Origin of the sequence: Protofrankia sp. Cj5 (assembly GCF_917627405.1) — a bacterium.
Lineage (GTDB): Bacteria > Actinomycetota > Actinomycetes > Frankiales > Frankiaceae > Protofrankia.
Map to the genome: position 1 here is coordinate 3,140 of NZ_CAKJTO010000095.1, position 16,656 is coordinate 19,795.

14 protein-coding genes are annotated in these 16,656 nt (G+C 67.3%); 11 read left to right on the forward strand and 3 right to left on the reverse strand.

What is annotated here, in order from left to right:
* Positions 1-3,040 (reverse strand): TIR domain-containing protein (locus tag MJ777_RS17965; protein ID WP_239377232.1); only part of this gene is annotated, 3,040 nt, incomplete at its 3' end.
* A 261-nt stretch (positions 3,041-3,301) separates the two neighbouring features.
* Here MJ777_RS17965 and MJ777_RS17970 point away from each other — a divergent pair.
* The 5 genes from MJ777_RS17970 to MJ777_RS17990 all read left to right on the forward strand — a co-directional run bounded on the left by MJ777_RS17970 (position 3,302) and on the right by MJ777_RS17990 (position 9,334).
* Complete coding sequence (locus MJ777_RS17970) at positions 3,302-4,438, forward strand: ABC transporter ATP-binding protein (RefSeq protein WP_239346229.1); 1,137 nt, start codon at positions 3,302-3,304, stop codon at positions 4,436-4,438.
* Positions 4,435-5,256 (forward strand): ABC transporter permease, encoded by an 822-nt coding sequence (locus MJ777_RS17975; protein ID WP_239310962.1) that lies wholly within the window; start codon positions 4,435-4,437, stop codon positions 5,254-5,256. The genes MJ777_RS17970 and MJ777_RS17975 overlap by 4 nt, the downstream gene beginning before the upstream one ends.
* Before the next feature lie 70 nt (positions 5,257-5,326).
* Positions 5,327-6,025 carry an MOSC domain-containing protein gene (locus MJ777_RS17980; protein ID WP_370652761.1) on the forward strand — a complete coding sequence of 233 codons (699 nt, stop codon included), beginning with the start codon at positions 5,327-5,329 and terminating at the stop codon, positions 6,023-6,025.
* Between the two features lie 286 nt (positions 6,026-6,311).
* Positions 6,312-7,103, forward strand: coding sequence for a class I SAM-dependent methyltransferase (locus MJ777_RS17985; protein WP_370652762.1), 792 nt, complete (start codon positions 6,312-6,314; stop codon positions 7,101-7,103).
* A 554-nt stretch (positions 7,104-7,657) separates the two neighbouring features.
* Positions 7,658-9,334, forward strand: a complete 1,677-nt coding sequence (locus MJ777_RS17990) for an arylsulfotransferase family protein (protein ID WP_239377235.1) — start codon at positions 7,658-7,660, stop codon at positions 9,332-9,334.
* Between the two features lie 107 nt (positions 9,335-9,441).
* Here MJ777_RS17990 and MJ777_RS17995 read toward each other — a convergent pair whose 3' ends face one another.
* The gene (locus MJ777_RS17995) at positions 9,442-9,999 is read right to left on the reverse strand and encodes a GNAT family N-acetyltransferase (RefSeq protein ID WP_239377236.1); all 558 of its coding nucleotides are present in this window, start codon (positions 9,997-9,999) and stop codon (positions 9,442-9,444) included.
* Positions 10,000-10,319: 320 nt separating this feature from the next.
* Between MJ777_RS17995 and MJ777_RS18000 the strand changes: the two genes are divergently transcribed.
* A complete protein-coding gene (locus MJ777_RS18000) occupies positions 10,320-10,505 on the forward strand; it encodes a hypothetical protein (protein ID WP_239310957.1) in 186 nt (61 codons plus the stop codon).
* Between the two features lie 168 nt (positions 10,506-10,673).
* On the opposite strand, the gene MJ777_RS18005 is transcribed toward MJ777_RS18000, so the two are convergent.
* Complete coding sequence (locus MJ777_RS18005; protein ID WP_239377237.1) at positions 10,674-10,991, reverse strand: MTH1187 family thiamine-binding protein; 318 nt, start codon at positions 10,989-10,991, stop codon at positions 10,674-10,676.
* Positions 10,992-11,567: 576 nt separating this feature from the next.
* On the opposite strand from MJ777_RS18005, the gene MJ777_RS18010 reads away from it, so the two are divergent.
* From MJ777_RS18010 to MJ777_RS18030, 5 genes are all read left to right on the forward strand, one after another.
* Complete coding sequence (locus MJ777_RS18010) at positions 11,568-12,212, forward strand: ABC transporter permease (RefSeq protein ID WP_239310955.1); 645 nt, start codon at positions 11,568-11,570, stop codon at positions 12,210-12,212.
* On the forward strand, positions 12,209-13,420 hold the full coding sequence (locus MJ777_RS18015) for an ABC transporter ATP-binding protein (RefSeq protein WP_239377238.1): 1,212 nt from the start codon (positions 12,209-12,211) through the stop codon (positions 13,418-13,420). Before MJ777_RS18010 ends, MJ777_RS18015 begins: the two co-directional genes overlap by 4 nt.
* Positions 13,417-14,220 (forward strand): ABC transporter permease, encoded by an 804-nt coding sequence (locus MJ777_RS18020; protein WP_239377239.1) that lies wholly within the window; start codon positions 13,417-13,419, stop codon positions 14,218-14,220. Before MJ777_RS18015 ends, MJ777_RS18020 begins: the two co-directional genes overlap by 4 nt.
* A 116-nt stretch (positions 14,221-14,336) precedes the next feature.
* On the forward strand, positions 14,337-15,317 hold the full coding sequence (locus tag MJ777_RS18025; protein WP_239310952.1) for a glycine betaine ABC transporter substrate-binding protein: 981 nt from the start codon (positions 14,337-14,339) through the stop codon (positions 15,315-15,317).
* 190 nt (positions 15,318-15,507) lie between these two features.
* The gene (locus tag MJ777_RS18030; RefSeq protein ID WP_239377240.1) at positions 15,508-16,479 is read left to right on the forward strand and encodes a MoxR family ATPase; all 972 of its coding nucleotides are present in this window, start codon (positions 15,508-15,510) and stop codon (positions 16,477-16,479) included.
* Positions 16,480-16,656: the final 177 nt, after the last annotated feature.

Below are 16,656 nucleotides of genomic sequence, written 5' to 3' on the forward strand. Positions count from 1 at the left end.
CTGCGGTCACCGTGCCACCGCGCTGGCGCGCCGCGTCTAACCGCTTCTCGTCCAGCTCGGCGATGAACGTCAGCAGCCGCGGGTTACGTGCCAGATCGGGCAGGTCTCGCACGTTTTCGATCAGCTGCAGGCGGGTCGACGCCCGCCGCTCCGCCTCCGCGGCGCGGGCAGCCGGGTCGGGAAACCTCACAGCCAGTGTGCGGGTGAACCGGCCAACCAGAAAATCATGAATCTGTGTGGGGGTGAACTCCTCCAGCCGGACGATGAACCGGCCGAACGTCCGCTCGACCTTCTTACCGGTCTTTTTCAATACCTCGTCGTCGGTGAGGAAGAACTCGGCCCGGCTTGTTACGACGATCTTCGCTTGATTGTCGAGGGCGGCGAGCAGGGTATCGAGGTGCGCGCTCGCGCGCTCGTAGGTGACGCGGGCCGCGAGTTCGTCGAAACCATCAAAAATCAGTATTAACCGGCCCTGCGCCAGCATGTAGCGAAACGCGTCCAGGTCGGGCCGGCGGATCTGGGAGTCCACCAGGTGCTGGGCGACGAGCCGGTCGATCTCGAGGGACTTCTCCAGGTGCCGCAGCTCGATCAGCATCGGGTCGACGTGCGGCAGGTGGTGGGGTAACGCCAGGGCGAGCTCGTGGGTCAGGAAGGTCTTGCCGTGCCCGGAGTCGCCGAGCACGAGGATGAACCGGGCCTCGTCGGTGGTCAGCCATTCGACGATCTGATCAAGTGCGGGGCCGGGCACCGCGGCAGCGGTGCGGCCGACCCGCCGGATGCGCTGCGGTACGTACAGCTCGGGTGGGTAGTCCCGGTCGGTGCGCAGCCGGTCGCTCTGCCGGCCGACGTAGCCGCGCAGGTCCAGCACACCCTGGTACTCGGGCATGCTCAGCAGCTGCACGCCCAGCCGCTCGGCGTGCGCGACGAGCGGCTGGGCGGCCTGTGTCCCGCCGGTGTAGACGAGTTCGGTTATCAGGCCTGGGAAAGCGGCCAGGTACTTGGCCCGGACCGTCCACGCGAACTCCTCGACCGCAGCCTCGTCGGCGGTGCCGTCGACCAGGCCGACGACCCGCTGCTCTGCGAAGCGGCCCTCGGCGCGCCAAACACGCAGGTGGGCGGGTAGCTCGCCGACCGCGTCGATCCGTTTGACCTTCGCGGCCGGGTGGTGCAGGCGGGCCACCTCAGCGACCTCGTCCAGCGTGTCCGGTGGTCGCCGCCGCGGCTGCCCGGGTGGTTCGTCGCCGTACAGCGGATCGCCGTCCGCGTCCCGGTCGTACGGGTGCTGACCGTATGGGTTCCGGTCGTACGGCTCGTGCCGATGGCGGCCAGGTGTGTGCTGGCCTGGTTCGCCCTCCTCGTCGTCGTTCCAGGTTTCGGCGGGGGGCGGAAAGGCCGCGTAGACCGACCGGAACGCGTGCGGTGCGCGCACCGACCAGGAGCTGCCGGCCGGGTCGACCCGCAGGTCACCCGTCCACCGTTTCTGGTCCGGCTCGTAGCGGCGGGCATAGCGGGTGAACCCGTCCCGGTCGATGCGGAGCAGCTGGTACTGGTTCGGCACCTCGGCCGCGCTGCCGGTGGCGACGACCGGGAGCCCGGACAGCCAGTTCGCCCGGCCGTCGTGAGCGTGGCCGTGCAGCAGCAGGTTCAGATGCGGGCCGAGGATGCGGTCCAGGTCGTCGGCGTCACGCAGGTTCTCGTCATCGGAGGTGGCGCCCCGGATCGGGTTGTGGTGCACCGCGCCGATCCGCAGCCAGCCGTCCCGCTCGTAACGGCACAACACCTCGGCGACGGCACGGAGCTGGCCCTCACCGAGCCAGCCGTAATGCTCCTCGTGTGACTCCGCCATCGTCGAGTTCAGCCCGGCCACGACCACGTTACGGTCGGGGACCTCGAACAGCGACCACTCCGTGCCGACCTGGAAGCCGATCTCGGTGTCGGCGCCGTAGAACCGCCGGAGCAGGTCGTTGAAACACCTCCACTTCGGCCAGTACGGCGGTTCCGGAGTCCGCTTGAACGCCTGTTCGTGCAGAAAGTGGGACTGGCAGAGCAGCCGGTTGACGTCGTGGTTGCCAGGAATAACCATGACCTGGTTCCGCTTGAGGCCGAGGTTCTCCGTCAGCGCGACGAGAAAGTCGTACGCCTGGTCGAACTCGCCCTCGTCGCCGGTCTCGGCCAGGTCGCCGGTGACCACGACGAGGTCCGGCCGCAGGCCGTCGACCTCGGCCCGGTCCCGCAGGTCGTCGTGCAAACGGCCGAACAGCGATGAGTGGGCACGGTCCGCCTCGGTGAGCCCGGCGTGATGCGCCCCGAACTGGGTGTCGGAGATGTGCAGCACCGTGACGGCCGGCTCGGTGCCGCCGCCCCGGGTGCCACTCGAAGCGACAGCGACGGTGCTGGCCGTGGCGGTGCTGGCGTCAGCGGCGGGCACCGGTCCAGCCATCGCCGTGGTGGTCGGGTGCCGCGGGAGCGCGGTGGCCGGCCCTGGCCATCGTCGCGGCGGTAGTGCGGCGTGCCTCGCAGGGCCGTCCGGGCCGGGGAACAGCGGGGCCACGGTGGGCTTGGCCCGGCCTTCGACGGACGCGGTGATCCCCGCGAGCAGCGTGTCGGCGGCGGCCGTCTCGTCGCGGCCGACCAGATCGATGTAGGTGGTTGAGCGCAGCAGGCCCTCGGGCTGGCACTCCGCGACCCGGACCGGTACGACCCGGCGTTCGAGCCCCTCGGGGTCATCCGGCCAGATCGTCAGCCACTCGGCGTTGCCGTACCGGGAGTCGGCCAGATACACGGGGGACAGGACGGGCACCACCCGGGCCGACGCCGGCAGCGTGCGGTGCATGCCGGCCGCCCAGTTCGTGCCCGGCACCAGGTCCCATTTCTGCACGAACACCCGGGCGGAGCGTTCACCGAAACGTACCCGCCCCTCCAGCTGCCAGGCGATCCACTCCGCCCAGGCGGCGTCCACGCCGGTGTAGCTGACGAAGAAGTCGTAGTCGGCACCGTCAGCGGGTTGTGTTGTATCAGTTGCGTTACCCCCGTCACCCATAGGTCAAGAATGTCACAATCCGCGCCTGGCCTGGTCGTGGGGCGTGTCAGGCGCGTAGCCCATTGTGATCATCGTGTTGCTTCCGGCGGGCGGGTGCTCCCTGAAACCCGGCCGCGCAGGGCCGTTCCCGGTGTGATAACAGGTAGTGATTGAATGAGCGCTATACAGTAGCAGGATCACGTGTCCGCTGGATGCGGACGGTGTGTCGCGAAGGCGTCCTGTCGGCGATGGCGATGTCTTCCGTATGAGACCCTGCCGGGCATGAGGTCATCCCTCACGGTGACAGAACCGGCCGGCGCGGAGGCGGGGAGCGCCATCGACGTCCGGGGGCTCAGGCAGACCTATGAGCTTCGGCCGGCTGGGCTCCAGGTGACGCGGCCTGGGTCGCGACGGGTGAAGCCCAGGCGTGGCGGGCAGCCAGCGCATGGCAACGGGCGGCTGGACGAGCGCGGCCCGCGGGTGGGCGTGCTGGAGGCCGTCCGCGGGATCGACTTCACCGTCGCCCACGGGGAGGTGTTCGCGCTGCTCGGGCCGAACGGCGCCGGCAAGACCTCGACGCTGGAGGTTCTGGAGGGCTACCGGGTTGCCGCCGCCGGTGAGGTCCGCGTTCTCGGTTACGACCCGGCGGACAGGGCGACCGCGCTCGACCTCCGGCGGCGGATCGGCATCGTCCTGCAGGATATTGCCGTCGATCCCTACCTCACCGTCGCCGAGACGGTGGAGCGGCGGCGGTTCTACTACCCCGATCCTCGCCGCACCGACGAGGTCCTCACGTTGGTCGGGTTGACGGAGAAGGCGAAGGTGCGGGTCGCGAAGTTGTCCGGCGGGCAGCAGCGGCGGCTCGATCTGGCGCTCGGCATCGTCGGGCGGCCCCGTCTGTTGTTCCTCGACGAGCCCACGACCGGATTCGACCCGTCAGCCCGGCGCGGGGCGTGGGATCTTGTCCGGTCGCTGCGTGATCTCGGCACGACGATCCTGCTCACCACCCATTACATGGAGGAAGCGCAGCAACTGGCCGACCGGGTCGCGGTGATGGCGGCTGGCCGGATCGTGGCCGAGGGCCCGCCGGACTCCCTCGGCGGGCGGGACACCGCCGCCGCGCACATCACGTTCACCGCACCGCCGGGGGTACGCGCGGCGGACCTGCCGATGGCGGCCACCGTCACCGGCGAGCAGGTGCTGATCGAGACCGGCGAACCCACCCGCACGCTGCACGTCCTGACCGGTTGGGCCGTCGACCGCGGGTACGAACTGCCTGGGCTGGCCGTGACCCGTCCCAGCCTGGAGGACGTCTACCTGCAACTGACCGGCGCAGGCGCAGATGCGGACGCAGGCGTTGACGGCGGCGCCGACGCCACAGCCATGTCGGGCACGGCAGCCGTGAGGGGGACGGGGTGACCGAAGCGAGGCGCGGGCCGAGCGGGCGGGCGGGCGGCGGGCTGGGCGGTGAGGTGCGGCTGATCGTCCATCAGGCGCGGTTCGAACAGCTGACCTTCTGGCGTAATCCGGCGTCGGCGTTCTTCACCTTCGCCTTCCCGCTGATGTTTCTTGTGATCTTCGCGTCGCTGAACACCGGGACCACGATCGATTTCTTCGGTGGGCTGAACTACAACCAGTACTTCATCCCGGGCATCATCGCCTATGGTGTGATCGCCGCCTGTTTCATGAACGTGGCGTTGAAGCTGGCGATCCGCCGCGATTCGGGTCTGCTGAAGCGGGAGCGCGGCACGCCGTTGCGGGCCCGGGACTTTCTTGCGGGTCTGCTGCTCAACCAGCTTCTGGTGGCGATCCTGCTGGTGGTCCTGACGGCACTGTTCGGCGTGCTCTTCTATGGCGTGACGTTTCCGGGTCACTACGTTGCGCTGCTGGTGGCGCTCGTGGTGGGGGCGGCGACGTTCTGCGCCTGTGGTGTCGCCGTGGCCGCGATGGTGCCGAACGCGGACGCCGCCCCCGCGGTCATCAATCTCGTGATGTTTCCGATCCTCTTCCTGTCGGGGGTCTTTTTCCCGGTCAGGCCCGGCTCCACCATCTCCCACATCGCCAGCGTGTTCCCTGTCCGGCCGCTGGTCCAGACCATCTTCGCCGCGTTCGACCCGCGGCTGCCCCACGGACCCGGCAACGGTTTCGCCTGGGGTGACATCGGCATCATGGCAATCTGGTTCGTCGTCGCCTCGATGTTCGCGGTCCGTCACTTCCGGTGGGAGCCACGGCGATAACAGCCGTCCGTTATCATGGCTGGCGATGTCGTGAGGGGGAGCCCGCGGTGCGTCCGAGAACTGTTTGATTATGATTTCTCTGCTGTCAGTGAATCTTGGGGCCGCCAGCCGTACCGAGTACTCGGAAATCGGTATGACCGGTATTGACAAAAGGCCGGTCAGCGCCGCTGTCGAGGTGCGTGCTCCTGGTCCCAAAGGCGTCGGCGGGAGTGGGCTGGTCGGTGACCGGGTCTGCGACCTGAGGCATCACGGCGGGGACGACCAGGCTGTTTACGCGTACGCGCGGGAGGATTTGGACACCTGGTCGGTGGAGCTGGGCCGGCCGCTGCCATGCGGGGTGTTCGGGGAGAACCTGACCACTGTGGGAATCGACATCACAGCCGCGCTGATCGGGGAACGCTGGCGGGTCGGCGAGCATGTCGTGCTGGAGGTCACGAACCCCCGCATTCCCTGCCGGACGTTCGCCGGATGGCTCGGTGAACAGGGCTGGGTCAGGACCTTCACCGACCGGGCGGTCCCCGGGGCCTACCTGCGCGTCATTGAGGCAGGGATGATCCAGACCGGCGACCCGGTGACGGTCATGGGCCGGCCCGATCACGATGTCACGGTCGGGCTTGTCTTCCGGGCGCTCACCACGGAGCCGGGGCTGCTGCCCCGGCTGCTCGTCGCCGACACGCTCGCGGACGAGGTCAGGCAGCGAGCCCGACGGCGCCTGCCCGTCGAACTGCCTGCCGAACTGCCTGCCGAACTGGACGACGCCAGCGGCTGACGCCAGCGTGCGCATCGCGCGTGGAGGATCGGAGGATGCGCTGGCACCGCACGGAACATGAGCGGGCGTTCTCAAGATCCGAACTGTGCGGAGATCGACTTGGGGTGCAAGGCCGGAGCGAAGGGAACGCCCCGCCGATGTCGGCGAAACATCCGCAGCTGCCGGTGGGTAGTTTCTGAGGTGATCGATCTTATATAGTGAGATGATCATCTCGAATGGTAGAACATGATGCTACGGTCAACGGGTGGACGCCGATGAGGGAGTACAAGCTGGTGGGCAGCGTGCGATCTACACGCACGGGCATCACGAATCGGTGTTGCGATCGCACCGCTGGAGGACCGCGGAGAACTCCGCGGGATATCTGCTGCCGCACCTGAGGCCGGGAATGGCCCTGCTCGATGTCGGGTGCGGCCCTGGAACGATCACTGTTGACCTGGCCGGCCGGATCGCTCCGGGGCGGGTGACGGCTGTCGAGGTCACCGAAGCGGCCGTTGAGCTCGCCCGTACGCAGGCACGGGTGCGAGGCCAGGGCAATATCAGCTTCGTGGTCGGCGATGTCCAGGCACTGGACTTTCCCGATGGCTGTTTCGATGTGGTCCACGCCCACCAGGTACTGCAACATGTCGGCGATCCGGTACAGGCGCTCCGGGAGATGCGCCGGGTCTGCAAGCCCGGTGGCATGGTCGCCGCGCGCGACAGTGACTACGCCGCCTTCACCTGGTATCCGGCCATCGCGGAGCTCGACGAATGGCTGGCGCTCTACCACCGTGCGGCATACGCGAATGGCGGTGAACCCGACGCCGGGCGCAGGCTGCTGTCCTGGGCACGCCGGGCCGGCTTCGCCGCCATCACCGCGACCTCGAGCACCTGGTGCTTCTCCTCCTGTCAGGATCGGGCTTGGTGGGGTGAAATGTGGGCCGACCGGATCCTGAATTCCGCTCTCGCCCAGCAGTTGGTGGCAACCGGGATGGCCGACCAGCGTGACCTCCAGCGCATCTCGTGCGCGTGGCTGAACTGGGCGGCGGCCGAGGACGGCTGGTTCTCGATCCTGCACGGCGAAGTTCTCTGCACAGCCTGACAGCGGTCGATGCGCACATGGGACGGCCCGGCCCAGGCAGCCGCCGAATTGTCTGACCAACCCCGTGCTGCCGCGTCCCCTGCTGTCGGTCGCTCCAAAGCCAGCTGGCAGGTAATCCGCTGGTCGAGATCCCGGTCCTCGTGGCCAACTGCGCACATGTGGCGCTGTGCCGCGCTGACGCGTGTTTTCCATGAAGCGCCTCTTCCAGCATGCTGGGTACGCCCATTCCGGGCAATGCATTTCGTGAGCCGACAGCCCTGACTTTGTCGGTAACGGTGACCGGGCGGGCGGCTCGCCGGCGCTGTCCCGTTACGGTTGCCGGCCAGCCGGACCGGCCGGCTGGCCGGCGTGTCGGCGGCGGCAGAAACTTGCTTGGGCCTATTCTTGCTGGCGTTCCGCAATGCTGTGGGGCAACAGAACCGGTGCGCGTAAACGGTATCGGGATGATAGCCGTGCCAAGGGCTCGGGTACCTCAATCGGACAGCGGCGTCCGGTGCCAAGGGAGGTCGGCAATGGCGGTACGAAAGCTGTGGGCGCGCGGCGCAAGAAGAGGGATGGGCGGCCTGGGTGCCGGTGTGCTTGCTGTTGGGTTTGTCGTCGGGGGCGGGGTGTCTCCGGCCGCGGCGAACTGGCAACCGGACTCGTCTCGCCTGTGCGCGACGGAACCCGCCCCGCCGTCGGGAGATTTTGGCACACCGAGCACGCCGGCGCCGATCACGTCAGGCAGTGACGTGTGGAGCTTTGTGTCCGAGCCGGACCTGCATCCCATGCGGGTTACCGTGACCGCGCGGCAGCCGGGCACGGCCCCTGGGCACATCTTTGTCGGTCCCTACAGCCTTGGCCAGGTGGTCGGCCAGACCGGGGCACTGACAGTCGACAACTCCGGCGATCCGGTCTGGTTCCGTCCGCTGCCGTCCACGGCCCTCCAGAACGCCGACATCAAGGTTCAGACCTATCGCAACTCACACACTGGAAAGACTCAGCCGGTGCTGACCTGGTGGCAGGGATCCATCGCCATTCCGCCGACCTACACGAATCTGCCGGGCGGCGCGCCCGAGCCAGGCGGATGCTACTACATTTACGACACCAACTATCGCCTGGTCAAGACGGTCTCGGCCCGAAACGGTTTCAACGCGGACGAACACGAATTTCTCCTGACCAGCCGGGGGACCGCGCTGTTTCTCGCGTCTAAACCAGTGCCGATGGACCTCCGTCCCTATGGGGGCTCGAAGGACGGGGCCGTCCTGGACAGCCAGGTTCAGGAGGTCGATCTCGCAACGGGGAAGCTCGTCTTTTCGTGGGATATGCTGGAGCACGTGAACCTGGCGGACTCCGAGGTGTCGGCCGCTGATACCTCGTCATCCGGCGGGGTGTGGGATCCTTACCACGTGAACTCGATCGACGAGGGCGCCGGAGACCAGCTGTTGATCTCCGCTCGAAATATGTGGGCGATCTATGACGTTGCCCGGAGCACCGGGGCGATCAACTGGCAGCTCGGCGGCCGGAATAATGATTTCACCTTCGGTCCTGACGCGGATTTTTATTGGCAGCACGACGCGCGATTTCTGCCGGGAAACAGGATCAGTATGTTCGACGACGGCTGTTGCAACCAGCCGGGCGGCGCACCCGAACAGCAGTCACACGGCCTGATTATCGGTCTTGACTTCAGCAACCACAGCGCGACAGCCGTGCGGACCTACTATCATGCGCCACCGTTGTACTCGGCATCCCAGGGAAATACCCAGCGGCTCGCAAACGGCAACAGGTTCATCGGGTGGGGGCAGAGCTCGTACTATTCGGAGTACGCGGCCGCGGGGAACGTCGAGAACAACGGCCTACGAAGCCTGCGCTACGACGCGAAGATGCCGGGTTCCAACATCTCGTACCGAGCGTTTCGGAACGAGTGGGTCGGTATTCCGTACTACCCGCCGAGCGTGGCGGTGCGCGCCGAGGGCGGGCACGACGTCGTCTACGCCTCCTGGAATGGTTCGACGGAAACGAGAGCGTGGCAGGTGCTCGCCGGACCGGACGCCGACTCCCTGTCGGTGGTCGTTGGACACGCCAGCCGGTCCGGCTTTGAGACGGCAGTCGCGACGAACAGCCCAGGACCGTACTTCCAGGTGCGGGCGCTGGACGTGACCGGAAAGGTGCTGCGGAGCTCCAAGGTGGTGAAGATCGACGGCATCGACGGCATCGACATCGACATCGACGGCGGTATCGACATCGATTGATCGCCGGCCGATACCGACCACGACCGTCACCGTGTTCCAGCCGTGGATGCGGACCACCGCCTACCAGCAGTTGCCAGGCGCGGATGAGCCGCTCCTGATCGAACGCCCTATCCTCGGGCGCTCTTATCGCTGTCCAGCATGAGCAGCATCGGTACGTAGACCTTGCCCGCCGGGTCGTCCGTGTCGGGTTCGGGGCCGCCGGCCAGCGTGAAGCCATGGCGGGTGTAGATACGCACCGCGGCCGTGTTGGTGGGCACGACCCACAGCCGGACGCCGATCGCGCCAGCCGTTCGTGCCCAGCCCACGGCGGTGTCGAGGAGCGTGTCGGCCGCCCCTGTACCGCGTATGGCCGGCGCGACCCACAGGGCGGCCAGTTCGCGGAACTCGGGCGCCAGCGATGGCTGGTAGACGTCGACCATGCCCATCGGACCGTCGTCCCGTTCCGGGTCGTAGCCCGCCGGGTCGTCCCGTTCCAGCAGGAAGGTCGCGTGCGTGTCACCTGCCGAGTTGCGTAAGGCGTGCGCCCGCCAGTCCGCACTGGGACGGGCGCTCTCGCCCGCCAGGGTCTGCCAGAAGGACATGGGCGCATCGGCCAGGGCCGCCAGCCGGACGGCACGCAGCCGTTCGGCGTCGTCCGGATTGATCCGACGTGCACGGATGATCATACCCATGTCACCAACACCCGGACCGCATGGCTCTCAGCAGGGCGGCACTGGACGCGAGCCGGCACCATCCACACATTACAAGATCTGTATATGGCCGGGCGCGACGGCGGATCGCGTGGATCAGGGCGCAGCGGCCCGTACCCCTGGCTGAGCCTGTGAGCGGGATCGAGCAACCCGACATTCGCCTCATAGTCGAGCATCTGTATACTTAGGACGAAATTACATCCGATTCACCCCACTCCGGCAGGCCCCCGTATCACGACCAGATCCAGCCCTGGGTACGGGGGTTTCGTCGTCTTTATGGTCACCAGGAGGGCGTCATGATCGAGTCTGTCAGCGAGATCGCGGCGGTACTGGCTGACGCGGTCCAGAAGAGCCACGATACGGCGGTCCGGCTCGATCGAATAGGCGCACTCACTGAGATCGCGGGGTGGCATCTGGAACGGGGCAGCACCACCGAGGTCGCGCGGCTCCTGGCGGAGATCCGGGAGGTGGTGGCCGGGTAGCCCGAGCCCGTCAACAGCCGTGCGCTCGACTGGCATCCGACGACTGGTATCCGACGGAGCGCCGTCGCGTCGCGGCTGGGGCCGCCGCGACGGCGGGAAGCGGCGGAAGCGCTGGGAAGCGGCGGAACGGAAAGTGCCGGCTGGTGGGCCGGCTGCTTACCGCGGGTCCTACCGCGGGTCACCGGCTGGCGCGGGCCCGGCAAGCCGCCGCTCGATCGAGGCGACCTTTCTGTGCAGCGCGTCGGTGACACCGGGACGAATATCAGCCCTGAGCACGAGGCTTACCCGTCTGGATCCCCCGGCGACGGCGTCGACCGCCTGTCGCACGACCGTCATGACCTCGTCCCACTCTCCTTCGATCATCGTGAACATCGCGTTCGTCTCGTTGGGGAGGCCGCTGGCACGGACCACGCGCACGGCTTCGGCCACCAGGTCGCCGACGTCCTCGCCGAATCCGATCGGTGTCGCGCTGAAAGCTACAAGCATGATTCATGATCTATCACGCGGCGCCTGCCCGCGGAGGCCGGATCAACAAGGCGTTTGACGTGATCTCCAGGGCTGTGCGGCCCTGACCGCGGAACCGGTGGGGAACTGGCCGGGGAACTGGGCGGCCGTGGCATCCCGACGATGGCGCGGACCTGTCATGACGTCCACTGTCAGCCCGTATGGACAACATCGCTGTATATGTCACACTCACCAGGACGTGGCCCTCTTCCGGAAAACTGATCTCTGGTAGGAGCGTAATTCATGGCGGGTTCCGCTTCTTCTCCGTGCATCCGTACGCTCTTGGTATGTTGTTGCCAAATCACGAGAGGCTACGTAAAGTAGGCAAACATTACACAGGGAGGTTCACCGTGCGAGCGGGCCGGTGAACCCATGCGCCTGGAGTTCCTCGAAGACCGCGACCCCACGGAATGGATGTTGATGACAGTCATGCCCGCAGAAAGACCGTCGAATGCCTGGATGAGTTCCTGGCCGGCGTGCTGACGCGTCCACCGAACCCCGCGGCCCGGACCGGGAACTGACTCCCGCGGCCACGCCGTCAACGAGCTGGAGACGCTGATGAGCTTCGCCGACTATCTCTCTCAACGCTGGCCGACGTTAGTCGTGCTGTTCCTGGAACATACCGAGGTGGTGCTGATCGCGGTCGCCATTGCCACCGCTGTCGGGATCGGCATCGGAGCCGCCGTCGAAGGCCATCCGCAGGCCAGTCAGATCGCCCTCGGCATAGCCAGTACCATGCTCACCATCCCGTCCCTCGCGTTGTTCGGTCTGCTCATTCCGCTGCTCGGGTTGGGCTTCGCCCCCACTATCAGCGCTCTGGTCCTCTACGCGATCTTCCCGATCCTGCGCAACACCATCACCGGACTGGAATCGGTGCCCAGCGCGGTCGAGGACGCGGCGCGTGGCATGGGGCTGGGCCGGCTGGACCGGCTGCGGCGGATCCGTTTACCGCTGGCCTGGCCGGTTGTGCTTACCGGCATACGACTCGCCACGATTATGACCGTCGCCATCGCCGCGATCGCCGCCGCTGTCGCCGGCCCAGGCCTGGGCGAGCTGATCTTCACCGGGCTGGCCCGCATCGGTGGGGCCAACGCCCTCAACGACACGCTCGCCGGAACGCTCGGCGTCGCGTTGCTGGCCATGCTTCTGGACCTGCTGTTTGTCGTGCTGTCCCGGCTCACCGTTTCCCGGGGCCTTCGATGACCGACCGCTCCACCGCGGTTCCGCCGGACGACGTGATGATCCGGCTGGAGCGGGTCAGCAAGCACTATCCCGGCCAGTCCGCGCCTGCGGTTTCCGAGCTGTCGCTGGACATCCGTGATGGCGAGATCGCCGTGCTGCTCGGTCCTTCCGGCTGCGGCAAAACCACCACTCTCCGCCTGATCAACCGGCTGATCGAGCCGAGCGCGGGCAGGATCTTCCTCAACGGCGAGGACGTCACCAGGGCTGACCCCGACCAGCTGCGTCGACGCATCGGTTATGTCATCCAGCAGGTCGGCCTGTTCCCCCACCTGACGATTGCCGAAAACATCGGTCTCATACCGCGGACCCTGAGGTGGGACAAGAGCCGCGTCCGGGCCCGCGTCGATGAGCTGCTTGACCTGGTCGGCCTTGAGCCCAGGGCGTACCGTGGCCGCTACCCCAAACAGCTTTCGGGCGGCGAGCAACAACGCGTGGGAGTGGCCCGAGCCCTGGCCGCCGACCCACCCGCGATGCTGATGGACGAACCCTTCGGAGCCATCGACCCGATCACCCGGGAACGGCTACAGGACGAGTTTCTGAACCTGCAAGCCCAGATCCGCAAGACCATTGTGCTCGTCACCCATGACGTCGGTGAGGCGGTCAAACTCGGCGACCGCATTGCCGTGCTGGCCGAGCGGGCCAGCCTGGTGCAGTACGACACACCGTCGAAAATATTGGCCGAACCAGCCGACGGGTTCGTCAGGTCGTTCATCGGAACCGGTGCCGCGATACGCCGGTTGCGCCTCGAACCGGTCGGCTCCATCGCGCTCGAACCCGTCGAGGTCGTCCATGCCCGTACCGGCGCCGCCCCCGCTGAGCGGGGGCCCGATTCCGGGCGTGCTGTGCTGGTGGACGACACCGGGGGAGTGCTGCGTTGGCTGCATCCCACCGACCGTCGCGCAACCCGGACGGCCGGGAACGATCTCCCCGTTCCCATCCCCGCCGTCCCTGTCCCCATCCCCATCGCCGTCGTACGGACCGACCAGAGCCTGCACGACGCGCTGGACGCGATGCTGCACGCCCGCGATGACAGCGCGGTCGTCATCGACGAACAGGGACATCCCGTTGGCGCGCTCTCCTGGTCATCCGTTGTGCGGCAGTCTCCCGCCCGAGCTACGCGGCCGCGGCCGCCCGCGGAACCAGCCCGCCTGTCAGAGGGGCGGCGATGAGCGCGATCGCCGCGCTCGCGGATCAGGAACCGCCCGAGACACCACGGGCACCGCGGGAATCCGCCGGCCGAACAACCTTTCGCCGCCTGCTCGGCGTGCTGGCCACCCCGGCAGTGCTCATCGCGGCGTGCGTGGCGCTGTTGGCCTATCTGCACGCCCAGAACCTCGACGACATCGAGCGGCGATCGATCAGCCCGCAGCTCATCACCCAGCGGCTGATCGAGCACATCGAACTGGTCGCCGTGTCCACCGCACTGGTCATCGTGCTGGCGATACCGCTCGGCGTGCTGCTCACGCGACCACGGTTACGCCGGTTCGTCGCCCCGCTGCTCGCCCTGGCCAACATCGGCCAAGCCATCCCCTCCATGGGGGTGCTGGTACTGCTCGCGGTCACTGTCGGTATCGGGTTCCAAAAGGCGGTGATCGCGCTCGTACTCGTGTCGGCCCTGCCGGTGCTGCGTAACACCATGGTCGGCCTGCGGGGCGTTGACCGCTCGCTCATCGACGCCGGCCGGGGGATGGGGCTGACCAGAACCGCCGTGCTGTTCCGGGTGGAACTCCCGCTGGCCGTCCCCGTGATTCTGGCCAGCGTCCGGATCGCGGTGATCCTCAACGTGGGCAGCGCGACGCTGGCCGCGTTCACCAACGCCGGTGGCCTGGGCGATTTCATCAACACCGGCATCGCGCTCAACCGGACCCCGGTCCTGCTCACCGGTAGCGTCCTGACCGCCGTGCTCGCGCTGACCAGCGACTGGCTTGTCGGCCTCGCCGAACGTCACCTGCGTCCCCGTGGCCTTTAGACCGTGGCTTTGGACCGTGGCCTTGTGAGCGTGGCTGAAAAGTCCTGGCCGCGGCTCGTTGCGAACATCTCCTCCCGCGCACCTTCATCAACCCATCTGCCCCAAGGAGAAGCATCATGCGCCCACTGCCGGGCCACCGCCCGCGCCGCATCCGCATTGTCCTTGCCGTGGTCCTCACCGCTGTGACCGCGGGGTGTTTCAGCTCCAGCGGCGGTACCGTCAAGGAAGGCAGCCTCGCGCGGGGCGTCTCGCTGAAGGGCGCCACCTTCACCGTCGGGTCCAAGGAGTTCACCGAGCAGCTTGTCCTCTGCCACCTCACCAGCCTCGCCCTGCGCTCAGCCGGCGCGACGGTTCAGGAGAAGTGCGGACTACAGGGCAGCAACAGCACCCGCACCGCGCTGACATCGGGCAGCATCGACATGTACTGGGAATACACCGGGACCGCCTGGGTCAACTATCTTAAGCACACCGACCCGATCAACGACTCGGCTCAGCTGTACCAAGCCGTCGCACAGGAGGACCTGGCACAAAATCACGTCACCTGGCTCACCGCGGCACCGGCTGACAACACCTACGCCATTGTGGTGAAGACCAGTACCGCCAAAGAGCTCAGCGTCAGCTCGCTCTCCGACTACTCCCGGCTCGTGCGGACCGACCCGTCAAAAGCGTCCATGTGCGTCGCCAGCGAGTTCGCCGGCCGTAATGACGGCCTGCCCGGCCTGCAGAAGGCGTACGACTTCACCGTGCCCAAGGACGGTCTCGCCACCATCGCTGAGGGCGCCATCTACAGTGCGGTGGCCAAGAACAATCCCTGCAACTTCGGGGAAGCCGCCACCACCGACGGGCGTATCAGCGGGCTCGGCCTGAGCGTCCTGAACGACGACAAGCGTTTCTTCCCCATCTACAACCCCGCGCTCACCGTCCGCGAATCCGTCTACAAGGACCACCCCGACCTTGCAAAGATCATTAATGCGATCGCGCCTGCCCTGACCGACGGACTTCTCCAAGAGCTCAACGGTGACGTCGACATCAAGGGCCAGGACCCCACCCAGGTTGCCCGTACCTGGCTCCAGAGCAAGGGTTTCATCGGTACCTGAGCGGCACCTGAGCGGAAGCCGAGCACACTGCCAGCCTGTCGCCCGTGCTCCGCCGGCAGGGCCGGAAGCGCTCGTTTGTGAATACCTGCTGTGGGCGGTATCGGCGCGCTGCCGGCCGCCCACAGCGGTTACGTATCCACTGCCCGGCCGTTGGTGCGGCGCGCCTGGCTACGATGTCGTCGTGTCCACGATGCCAACCAGCGGCGCTGGCCCGTTCGATTTCGCGGCCGCCTTCCAGGCTCTTGTCGACAACGTCGAACTGGTGGTGCGGGGAAAGACCGAGGCGGTTTCACTGGCGCTGACCTGTCTGTTCGCCGGTGGGCATCTGCTCATCGAGGACGTTCCGGGGCTGGGCAAGACGTCGTTGGCCCGGTGCGTCGCGGCATCGTTGGACGCGTCCTGTCACCGCATCCAGTTCACCCCGGATCTGCTGCCGTCCGACGTCACCGGGGTGACCGTCTACCGCCAGGGAACCGGCGAGTTCGCGTTCCATCCCGGGCCGGTGTTCGCCCATGTGGTGGTGGCCGATGAGGTGAACCGGGCGTCGCCCAAGACGCAGTCGGCGTTGCTGGAGGTTATGGAGGAGGGGCGGGTCACTGTTGACGGCCAGCCCCATGCGGTGCCGCTGCCGTTTTTCGTCGTCGCCACCCAGAACCCGGTCGACATGGACGGCACGTATGCGTTGCCCGAGGCGCAGCTGGACCGTTTTCTCATGCGAGTACGGATGGGTTATCCGGATCGTCAGTCCGAAGTGGCGATTCTGCGTAATCGCCGGTCGGGTATGCGGGTGGAGGACCTGAGCCCGGTGCTGTCCACCGATGAGGTACTGGCGCTGGTCGCCGCGAGCGCGCGTACCCACGTCGCGGACACCGTGCACGAGTATGTGGTTGACGTGGTCTCGGCAACCCGCACGCTGCCGCGGCTGCGGCTGGGCGCCAGCCCGCGCGGCAGCATTGCCCTGCTGCGTGCGGCACAGGTCCGGGCCGCCGCGGCGGGGCGCACGTTCGTCACACCGGACGACGTCAAGGCGCTCGCCGCATCCGTGCTCGCGCATCGGCTGCTGGTGGCACCGGACGCGGAACTGCGTGGTTACACCGCCGAGGATGCTGTCCGCGAGGTGCTCGAGTCCGTACCGGTGCCCCGGTCGCTGGCTGGAGTGTGACCGGTATGCCCACTCGCCGATCCCGGCCGGTGGCAGGCGCCGCTGGTCCGGCGGAGACCATCCGGGCGGCCGGCGGGAGCGCGGGCGGCGCGGCCCGATCGATCGAGCGGCCCGTCCCGGGAGCCGGCGGGAGCGCGGGAGCCGGCACCGCCCCGTCGGCGGCACGCGGTCCGGCGC

Coding starts and splice junctions, on each gene's coding strand:
- MJ777_RS18010 (WP_239310955.1), top strand. CDS start 11,568: ATGAGCTTCGCCGACTATCTCTCTCAACGCTGGCCGACGTTAGTCGTG.
- MJ777_RS17995 (WP_239377236.1), bottom strand. CDS start 9,999: ATGATCATCCGTGCACGTCGGATCAATCCGGACGACGCCGAACGGCTG.
- MJ777_RS17980 (WP_370652761.1), top strand. CDS start 5,327: ATGATTTCTCTGCTGTCAGTGAATCTTGGGGCCGCCAGCCGTACCGAG.
- MJ777_RS18020 (WP_239377239.1), top strand. CDS start 13,417: ATGAGCGCGATCGCCGCGCTCGCGGATCAGGAACCGCCCGAGACACCA.
- MJ777_RS18015 (WP_239377238.1), top strand. CDS start 12,209: ATGACCGACCGCTCCACCGCGGTTCCGCCGGACGACGTGATGATCCGG.
- MJ777_RS18025 (WP_239310952.1), top strand. CDS start 14,337: ATGCGCCCACTGCCGGGCCACCGCCCGCGCCGCATCCGCATTGTCCTT.
- MJ777_RS18030 (WP_239377240.1), top strand. CDS start 15,508: ATGCCAACCAGCGGCGCTGGCCCGTTCGATTTCGCGGCCGCCTTCCAG.
- MJ777_RS17990 (WP_239377235.1), top strand. CDS start 7,658: ATGGGCGGCCTGGGTGCCGGTGTGCTTGCTGTTGGGTTTGTCGTCGGG.
- MJ777_RS18000 (WP_239310957.1), top strand. CDS start 10,320: ATGATCGAGTCTGTCAGCGAGATCGCGGCGGTACTGGCTGACGCGGTC.
- MJ777_RS18005 (WP_239377237.1), bottom strand. CDS start 10,991: ATGCTTGTAGCTTTCAGCGCGACACCGATCGGATTCGGCGAGGACGTC.
- MJ777_RS17970 (WP_239346229.1), top strand. CDS start 3,302: ATGAGGTCATCCCTCACGGTGACAGAACCGGCCGGCGCGGAGGCGGGG.